Annotated in this window: 11 protein-coding genes and 1 tRNA gene; 5 read left to right on the plus strand and 7 right to left on the minus strand. The window is 68.7% G+C overall.

Annotated elements, in window-relative coordinates; genetic code table 11:
• A partial coding sequence (locus V6M46_RS14495) for a YceI family protein (protein WP_332666402.1) occupies positions 1 to 150 on the minus strand: 150 nt, incomplete at its 3' end.
• A gap of 75 nt (positions 151 to 225) precedes the next feature.
• Between V6M46_RS14495 and V6M46_RS14500 the strand changes: the two genes are divergently transcribed.
• Entirely contained in the window at positions 226 to 681 is a 456-nt protein-coding gene (locus tag V6M46_RS14500) for a MarR family winged helix-turn-helix transcriptional regulator (protein ID WP_332666383.1), read from the plus strand.
• A gap of 195 nt (positions 682 to 876) precedes the next feature.
• On the opposite strand, the gene V6M46_RS14505 is transcribed toward V6M46_RS14500, so the two are convergent.
• Both V6M46_RS14505 and V6M46_RS14510 read right to left on the minus strand, forming a co-directional pair.
• Positions 877 to 1,914: a hemolysin family protein gene (locus V6M46_RS14505; protein WP_332666385.1), complete on the minus strand. Its 1,038-nt coding sequence runs from the start codon at positions 1,912 to 1,914 to the stop codon at positions 877 to 879.
• The gene (locus tag V6M46_RS14510; RefSeq protein WP_332666387.1) at positions 1,911 to 3,275 is read right to left on the minus strand and encodes a hemolysin family protein; all 1,365 of its coding nucleotides are present in this window, start codon (positions 3,273 to 3,275) and stop codon (positions 1,911 to 1,913) included. The genes V6M46_RS14505 and V6M46_RS14510 overlap by 4 nt, the downstream gene beginning before the upstream one ends.
• Positions 3,276 to 3,375: 100 nt before the next feature.
• On the opposite strand from V6M46_RS14510, the gene V6M46_RS14515 reads away from it, so the two are divergent.
• The 3 genes from V6M46_RS14515 (at position 3,376) to mscL (ending at position 4,811) form a co-directional block, all read left to right on the plus strand.
• Positions 3,376 to 3,681, plus strand: coding sequence for an FmdB family zinc ribbon protein (locus V6M46_RS14515; protein WP_332666389.1), 306 nt, complete (start codon positions 3,376 to 3,378; stop codon positions 3,679 to 3,681).
• Between the two features lie 71 nt (positions 3,682 to 3,752).
• Positions 3,753 to 4,349 (plus strand): SAF domain-containing protein, encoded by a 597-nt coding sequence (locus V6M46_RS14520; protein ID WP_332666391.1) that lies wholly within the window; start codon positions 3,753 to 3,755, stop codon positions 4,347 to 4,349.
• Between the two features lie 57 nt (positions 4,350 to 4,406).
• A complete protein-coding gene (mscL, locus tag V6M46_RS14525; RefSeq protein WP_332666393.1) occupies positions 4,407 to 4,811 on the plus strand; it encodes a large conductance mechanosensitive channel protein MscL in 405 nt (134 codons plus the stop codon).
• Here mscL and V6M46_RS14530 read toward each other — a convergent pair.
• The 4 genes from V6M46_RS14530 to V6M46_RS14545 all read right to left on the minus strand — a co-directional run bounded on the left by V6M46_RS14530 (position 4,808) and on the right by V6M46_RS14545 (position 7,732).
• Positions 4,808 to 4,996, minus strand: coding sequence for a hypothetical protein (locus tag V6M46_RS14530; RefSeq protein WP_332666395.1), 189 nt, complete (start codon positions 4,994 to 4,996; stop codon positions 4,808 to 4,810). The two genes, mscL and V6M46_RS14530, sit on opposite strands and share 4 nt — an antisense overlap.
• On the minus strand, positions 4,983 to 5,879 hold the full coding sequence (locus tag V6M46_RS14535; RefSeq protein WP_332666397.1) for an NAD-dependent epimerase/dehydratase family protein: 897 nt from the start codon (positions 5,877 to 5,879) through the stop codon (positions 4,983 to 4,985). Before V6M46_RS14535 ends, V6M46_RS14530 begins: the two co-directional genes overlap by 14 nt.
• A 133-nt stretch (positions 5,880 to 6,012) precedes the next feature.
• A complete protein-coding gene (locus V6M46_RS14540; RefSeq protein ID WP_332666398.1) occupies positions 6,013 to 6,789 on the minus strand; it encodes an HAD-IIA family hydrolase in 777 nt (258 codons plus the stop codon).
• A gap of 4 nt (positions 6,790 to 6,793) precedes the next feature.
• Positions 6,794 to 7,732, minus strand: a complete 939-nt coding sequence (locus V6M46_RS14545) for an extracellular catalytic domain type 1 short-chain-length polyhydroxyalkanoate depolymerase (RefSeq protein WP_332666400.1) — start codon at positions 7,730 to 7,732, stop codon at positions 6,794 to 6,796.
• A 94-nt stretch (positions 7,733 to 7,826) separates the two neighbouring features.
• Between V6M46_RS14545 and V6M46_RS14550 the strand changes: the two genes are divergently transcribed.
• Positions 7,827 to 7,900: transfer RNA gene (locus V6M46_RS14550), tRNA-Arg, on the plus strand.
• Position 7,901: the final 1 nt, after the last annotated feature.

Below are 7,901 nucleotides of genomic sequence, written 5' to 3' on the forward strand. Positions count from 1 at the left end.
CTCGACGCCCGTGAACCGTCCGCGGACCTTGGTCAGCCCGAAGTGGCGGCCGATGAAGCCGACCTCGGCGTGCCCGGGATCGATCGTCCAGGTGCCCGCGGCGGGCAGTCCGGTCTGTTCGGCGATCTGTGCAGTGCTCATGATCTTCATCCTTTACGTAGTTTATGTGCGTGTGCACACACTCTACATTTGCGTGCGGATGCACGCAAGTAGTAGTTTCTCCCCATGGCTGAAGACCGCGATCCCGTCGCCGCGTGGCAGGCCGTGCTGCGTGCCCAGAACCGGGCGCTCCGGGCGATCGAGCAGGATCTCCACGACCAGGGGCTCATCCCCCTGTCCTGGTACGACGTCCTGCTGGAGCTCAACGCCGCACCGGGTCGTCAGCTGCGGATGCAGGACCTCGCGGCGCGGGTGGTGCTGTCGCGGACGCGGGTGAGCCGACTGGTGTCGGAGCTCGAGCGGGTGGGATACATCGAAAGGGTGCCCGACCCTGACGACGGACGAGCGACCCTCGCGCGGATCACCCCCGAGGGACGTGCGGCCCGCCGGCAGGCTGCACCGGCATACCTCGCTGGCATCGAGAAGCACTTCAGCCGGCACCTCACCGCGGCACAGCAGGACGCCGTCGCCAAGGGCCTGCAGCGCGTCGTCGATGCCCACGACGTGGACCCCCGCCGCTGATCACGCTGAGGAGAGGGTTCCGGTGCGCTCGCGAGAGGGTTGTGGACCCCCTCACGATCCGTAAAGGTCTCCTCGATGGGCCGGAACCCTCTCCTCAGCGGTCCGGAACCCTCTCCTCAGCGGTCCGGAACCCTCTCCTCAGCGGTCCGGAACCCTCTCCTCAGCGGTCCGGAACCCTCTCCTCAGCGGGGGTGGTTAGGCGCGCTCGGCGCTGCGGATCTCTCCGACGAGCTCTTCGAGGACGTCCTCCAGCATGATGACGCCCAGCACGGCGCCGGACTCGTCGGCGACGCGGGCCATGTGGGCGCCGCGGGCCTGCATCGTGCGAAGCGCTTCGTAGAGGCCCGAGCCGGCAACCACCGTCGCCAACGGCCGCAGCCACTTGTCGGCGATCGTCTCCAGCCGGGACGCGTCGTCGGTCTCGAGGACATCCTTGATGTGGAGATAGCCCGCAAGCTCGCCGTTCGCGTCGAGCACGGGGAAACGCGAGAACCCGGTGTCCGCGCACGCCTGCTCGACGTCGACCGGCGTCGCGCTCGGCGAGATCGTCACCAGCCCGGCACTCGGCAGCAGCACCTCGTCGACCGTGCCCTCGTGGAAGTCGAGCGCACCTGACACCAGGCCGTACTCGTCCTCGTCGAGCAGCCCTTCACGCCGGGACTCCTCGACCAGGCCCGCGACCTCGTCGTGCGAGTAGGTCGAGGCGACCTCACCCTTGGGCTCGATGCCGAACAGCCGGACGATCAGGTTTGCCACGCCGTTGAGCACGATGACGAACGGCTTGAGGACGACGACGACCGCGAGCATGAAGGGTCCGAGGAACAAGGCCGCGCGATCGGGGCCGACCAGCGCGAGGTTCTTGGGCACCATCTCACCGAGCACGACGTGGGCGAACACCACGATCGTCATGGCGATGACGAACGCCAGCGGGTGGACGGCACCGTGCGGCACGTGGAGTGCGTCGAACACCGGCTCGAGCAGGTGCGCGATCGCGGGCTCGCCCACGGCGCCGAGGCCGAGCGAGCAGATCGTGATGCCGAGCTGCGCCGCGGCCATGATCTGGGTGATGTTCTCGATCGCCCGCATCGCCAGCCGGGCACGGCGCGAACCGGCCTGGATGCGGGGCTCCAGCTGCGTACGCCTGGCCGAGATCAGTGCGAACTCCGAGGCCACGAACAGGGCGTTGAGCGCCAGCAGCACGATCGTCAGGAGGATGCCGTAGAAGCCGCTCATGCTGTGCCACCCCCCTGACCGTCATCGTCGACGGTGAGCGAGACGCGGTCGATGCGGCGGCCTTCCATGCGCTCGACCCGGAGGGTCACGATCAGCGGTTCGGGGTCCTCTTCTTCGTCGTCGGGCGTGCGATCGAGGCTGAGGGTGACCGCGTCGTCACGCACCGCGATGCGGCCGAGTTTCTCATGGATCAGGCCGGCGATCGTCTCGTAGTCCTCGCCCTCGGGCAGCGCGATGCCGGTCTGCTCCTCGACCTCGTCGGGACGCAGCAGCCCCGACAGCGACCAGGTGCCGTCCCGGCGATGCCGGCTGCGCGACGAGAGCCGGTCGTGCTCGTCGGCGATGTCACCCACGATCTCCTCGACCAGGTCCTCGAGGGTGACCACACCGTCGGTTCCGCCGTATTCATCGACCACGACCGCCATCTGCATGCCCTGCTCACGCAGGAGCGAGAGCAGCGGGTCGAGCTCGATGCTGTCCGGCACGATCGTCGCGGGATCGGTGATGTCGGAGATGCGGACGCTGCGCCGACGATCCAGCTCGATGCCCACGGCTCGCTTGATGTGCACGATGCCGATCACGTCGTCGGGGCTCTTGCCGATCACCGGGAACCGCGAGTGGCCGGTCTGCCGGGCCGCCTCGATGACATCGAACGCCGTGTCGCGGCCCTCGAGGAAGTGCACGCGGACGCGAGGCGTACGTACGTCAGCGGCCGTGCGATCGCCGAACGCGATGCTGCGGGCCACCAGGTCGGCGGTCTCGTCGTCGATCGCGCCCTGCTGGGCCGAGCGCAGCACGAGGGACCGCAGCTCGACGGGTGATCGGGCCGACCGCAGCTCCTCCTGGGGCTCGACGCCGAGGAGCCGGAGGATCGCGTTGGCGATCCCGTTGAGCGCGCGGATCGGCCACGCCATGACCTTGGTGAACATCCGTTGCGGCCACTGCGTCAGCGCGGCGGTGCGCTGCGGGAGCGCCAGGGCGAAGTTCTTGGGCACGAGCTCGCCGACCAGCATCGTCACGACGGTGCTCAACCCGAGCGCCACGGCGTACGCGACACCCTTGAGCGTGCCGCCCTCGAGGCCCGCGGACTCAAGCGGGTCGTGCAGGAGCTTGCCGATCGCGGGCTCCGCCAGGAAGCCGATCACGAGGTTGGTGATCGTGATGCCGAGCTGCGCCCCGCTGAGCTGGGTCGACAGCGTACGCAGCGCCAGCAGGGTGCCCTGGGCGCCGGTGTCACCGGCCTCGGCGTCGCGCTCGATCGTGGCACGGTCGACCGTGACGAACGAGAACTCGGCGGCGACGAACACACCGCACGCCAGCATGAGGAGGAGCGACGTGGCGAGGAGCAGCCATTCGGTCATCGATGGGCTCCGGAAGGACTGTCTCGACGAGGTACGGGATCGGGCACGGTGCGAGCAACTGTACCCTTGAGGTGCCTCATCGATCGAGCGGGAGCATGACGTGCCGAAGTACCAGTACCAGTGCAAGGACTGCGGAGAAGCGCTGGAGATCCAGCAGAGCTTCACCGAGGATGCGCTGACCGTCTGCCCCAACTGCGGTGGCGACCTCCGCAAGGTCTTCAACGCCGTCGGCGTGGTCTTCAAGGGGTCCGGCTTCTACCGCAACGACAGCCGGTCCACCTCGACCTCGGGCGACACCGCCAAGCCCGCCGCCAAGGAGAGCTCGACGTCCTCGAGCTCGTCGGACTCCTCGTCGTCCGCAAGCTCCGCGCCGGCCAAGAAGGCCGGCAAGGAATCCGCAGCCTGATCCGAGCGTCGTCGCACCGCGGCTGTGGACAGGGCTGAGCGCTGTCGGCCGGATCTTCCTAGAGTCCGGGCATGGACCGGATCCATCGCTTCGTCTTCGAGCACCGTCGCAGCCTGGCAGCCGTCTTCGCCGGCCTCGCCGTCCTGACCTCCCTGTCGGCCCTGCGCCAGGAGCCCGCCGGCGCCGCCGTGCTCGTCGCCAGCCACGACCTGCGCAGCGGCCACGTGCTCACGGCCTCCGATGTGCGTACGGCCACGGTGCCGGCGGCGGCTCGTCCGTCGCATGCGCTCGGCCGCGGCGCTGCGATCGGTCGCCGGGTCGCCGGGCCGATGCGGGCAGGCGAGGCGATCACCGACTACCGCGTGCTGCAGGACGATGCACTGTCCGGGTACGCCGATGACGCCGTCCTCACGACGATCCGGGTCGACCGCGCCGATGGCCTGACGGGGCTGCACGTCGGCGACCGCGTCGACGTCATCGCGGTGGACCCTGACGGCGAGACCAAGGCCACGGTCGTCGCGCGCGGGGTCGAGGTCGTGACGCTGCCGCCTTCGACCGGCGGCACCGAGGTCGTGCCGGTCGGCATCGTCACGACCGAGAAGGTCGCCCTGGCGCTGGCGACGGCCGCGCTCGAGGCCCGCTTCAGTGTGATCACGTCGTCGCAGTGACCCTTCGTGAGCCCTCGCTATGGTCGTGGAGTCCGCACCCAACCAGTAGGGGGAAACATGATCAAGGGCTTCAAGGACTTCCTGATGCGCGGCAACGTCGTCGACCTCGCCGTCGGCATCGCGATCGGCGTCGCCTTCACCACTCTCGTCGCTGCCTTCGGCGACAACTTCGTCAAGCCGATCGTCGCGAGTGTCGGCGGCGGCGACGAGAACTCAAAGGGCTTCGGCTTCAGCATCACCGACAGCGATGCAACCTTCGTCAACATCGGCGGGATCATCAACGCCCTGATCGTGTTCGTCGTGACGATGGCCGTCATCTACTTCGCGATTGTGGTCCCCGTGCAGAAGCTCCAGTCGCTCCGCAAGCCGGGCCCCGGCGCCGATGAGCCCGAAGCCGTCCCCGAGGACACCGCACTCCTGCGCGAGATCAGGGACGCGTTGCTGCGCCGCCCGCAGGTCTAACCGTGGTGCGGCGGGACGTCGCGGAGGTAGTCGTCGTCGCGCGACGAGGTGTCCTTCTCGCCCCAGCCTTCAGCGGTCTCGTCGCGCGTCGTGTCGGGGAGCAGGTCGCCGAGCAGCTCGGCGGCCCTCCGCCGGCGCTCGACCTCGGCCTTGCTGAGCTTGGCGGGGCCGTCAGACGAGGTCATCGAACCACTCGGGCGTGAGCTTGGGGTGATAGGGGTGCCAGCCGGTGCGGTCGCTGAAGAGCTGCGAGCTGACCCGCTGTGACCGTGTCAGGATCTCGAGCTTCTCGCCGCCGAGCCGCAGGATCCAGCCCGGCAGGAACGAGCCGGACCGGCGGCCGGCGGCCATCGCGATCGTGTCGACGTAGTCACGGCGCTGCACCGGCTCCGCGCCGACGTTGTAGACCCCGCCCGGGGCGGTGAGCGCGTGCACGACCGCCGAGCCGATGTCGTCAGGGTGGATGACGTGCATCCACGAGCCCTCGGCGCCGAGGCCGATCGCCCGGCCCGCCGCCGCGCGGCGGAACAGCCACGCCGTGTTGCGGTCGTTGCCGGTGATGAGCCCGAACCGCAGGCTCACCGCGGTGCCGCCCGCGGACTCGATCGCCTTGACGTTGTCCTCGGCGACGACGACCGGCTCGGTCGCATGGGTCACGTCGATCGGGCTGTGCTCGTCGATCCAGTCGTCGTCCTGGTCGGCATACATGAAGCTGAGGCTCTGCTGGATGATGCGGTCGACTCCGGCTCGTCGCGCGGCATCCGTGACGATCCGCGAGCCGTGCAGGCGGATCCGGTCGATCGCCTTGAGCGATCCCGGGCGCAGTGCGGCCGTGCCCACCGGCACCTTGGTGGCGAGGTTGGCGACGACGTCGCAGCCCTGCATGCCGGCGGTGAGTGCGTCGAGGTCGAACACGTCACCGAGGTGCGGCTCTGCTCCGGCTGCGGCGATCTGCTCGGCGCTCTCGGTCGTACGGGCGAGCCCGACCACGTCGTGGCCCGCGTGGTGCAGCGCGGCGATGGACGATCGGCCCATGACTCCGCTCGCACCGGTGAGGAAAACCTTCACGTTCGCTCCCTGGTGGAGGACCCCCCTGCATGATCTGCCGGGGGAACCTTCGGCGCAGTCGGTGGACCAGCCGGAGATGACGAAAGAATAACAATTCTCGCGGCGTACGTATTACCTGTGGGTAACTTTGCGGTTACTGGACGAGGGGAACGATGTCGGCGATCGACTCGAAGATCTCGGTCGGCCGGAACGGGAAGCGCTCGATCTGGCCCGGAGCGGTCGACCCGGTGAGCACCAGGAACGTCCGCAGACCGGCCTCGAGACCCGACAGCACGTCGGTGTCCATCCGGTCGCCGATCATGACCGTGGTCTCCGAGTGGCCCTCGATCTGGTTGAGCGCGCTGCGCATCATGAGCGGGTTGGGCTTGCCGACGAAGTACGGCTCGACGCGGGTCGCCTTCGTGATGAGCGCCGCGACCGAGCCCGTGGCGGGCAGCGAGCCGCCGGGCGAGGGACCCGTCGGGTCGGGGTTGGTCGCGATGAACCGCGCACCGTTCTCGATCAGCTGGATCGCGCGGGTGATGGCCTCGAACGAGTAGGTCCGGGTCTCCCCCAGCACGACGTAGTCGGGCTCGCGGCTCGTCATGATGTAGCCGACGTTGTGCAGCGCCGTCGTCATGCCGGCCTCGCCGATGACGTACGCGGTGCCCTCGGGGCGCTGCTCGCTGAGGAACTTGGCCGTCGCCAGCGCTGACGTCCAGATCGCCGACTCCGGCAGGTCGATCCCGGCGACACGCAGCCGTGCGCACAGGTCGCGCGGCGTGAAGATCGAGTTGTTGGTGAGGACGAGGAACTTGCGGCCGGTCTCGGTCAGGCGGGCGATGAAGTCCGCCGCCCCGGGGATCGCCTTCTCCTCGTGCACGAGAACGCCGTCCATGTCGGTCAGCCACGTCTCGATGGGCTTGGTCATGCCCCTATTGTCCACCAGCGGCGTGCTCTTCGAAGAATCGCCAGATCAGGGTGCTGGCGTCGATCTCCTGCGTCATGACACCGGAGACACGGCCGGACGGGACCTGGGTGCCTCCCGGCCAGCGATGACCGCCGTTGTCCACGACGTACACGTTGACGCCCGAGCCGTCCTTGCACTTGGTCCAGGTGAAGTGGCGGACGTGCTGGGCCACCGTCGTCGTGGCGCTCGCGGCCGGACAGCTGTCATGTGCCGCCCAGCTCGCCATGACGTCGTTGACCGGCGGGAGGGGCCCGATCACGGTCTCGGCACCGGCGTACGGGACGACCTTGTCCCTGAGCCCGTGGAAGTAGATGATCGACGCCGGCGGCGACTTGCGGCACGAGTCGCTCCAGTAGGGGCCGGACACCGCGCCGTACGCCGCGAAGTCCGTCGTCCCGTCGCAGGCCAGCGCGAGCGCCAGGACCGAGCCGTTCGAGAAGCCGGCCGCATAGACCCGCGACGGGTCGACGCAGGCATCAGCCTTGAGCTCCTTGACCAGGTCGCGGACGAATGCCAGGTCGGATGTCGGATCACTGATCGGCGTACGGAAGTCCCATTCCGTGATGCGTCCGCGAGCCAGCGGCGCCACGAGGATCGTGTCGTCCTTGTCGGCGAGCTTGCCCATGTTCGTCGTGTCCAGGACTGCCTGCGGGCTGCCGCCGAGGCCGTGGAACAGGAGGACGAGCGGGGTCCTGGTGGAGCCGTCGTAGCCGGGTGGCACGTGGACCAGGTAGCGGCGGTGCTGGCCGCCCGACTCGATCGTGCGTTGCGTGGAACCCGTCGGCAGCGATCGGCCCGGGGCGCAGTCGTCGCGGGGTTTGCGGATCGTGTCAGCCCTGCCGCACGACGCCATCCCGGTCGCGAAAAGTGCCAGGATCGCCGCGAGGACCAGCAGCCGCCTCACTGCCCGGACCCTGTGGCGCACAGGGGTCGGTGGCGATGGCACATAGAGGCGATCGTATGGGTTGGGACCAAGACTGGATAACCTGAGTCCTCACGCCCTCGTAGCTCAGTCGGATAGAGCGACCGCCTCCTAAGCGGTAGGCCACAGGTTCGATTCCTGTCGGGGGCAC

It is taken from the genome of Aeromicrobium sp., from assembly GCF_036676885.1.
GTDB lineage: Bacteria > Actinomycetota > Actinomycetes > Propionibacteriales > Nocardioidaceae > Aeromicrobium.

Excerpts from the sequence above, each read along its gene's own strand:
- V6M46_RS14510 (WP_332666387.1), bottom strand. The coding sequence starts at position 3,275 with ATGACCGAATGGCTGCTCCTCGCCACGTCGCTCCTCCTCATGCTGGCG.
- V6M46_RS14530 (WP_332666395.1), bottom strand. The coding sequence starts at position 4,996 with ATGACCTCGTCTGACGGCCCCGCCAAGCTCAGCAAGGCCGAGGTCGAG.
- V6M46_RS14540 (WP_332666398.1), bottom strand. The coding sequence starts at position 6,789 with ATGACCAAGCCCATCGAGACGTGGCTGACCGACATGGACGGCGTTCTC.
- V6M46_RS14500 (WP_332666383.1), top strand. The coding sequence starts at position 226 with ATGGCTGAAGACCGCGATCCCGTCGCCGCGTGGCAGGCCGTGCTGCGT.
- V6M46_RS14505 (WP_332666385.1), bottom strand. The coding sequence starts at position 1,914 with ATGAGCGGCTTCTACGGCATCCTCCTGACGATCGTGCTGCTGGCGCTC.
- V6M46_RS14520 (WP_332666391.1), top strand. The coding sequence starts at position 3,753 with ATGGACCGGATCCATCGCTTCGTCTTCGAGCACCGTCGCAGCCTGGCA.
- mscL (WP_332666393.1), top strand. The coding sequence starts at position 4,407 with ATGATCAAGGGCTTCAAGGACTTCCTGATGCGCGGCAACGTCGTCGAC.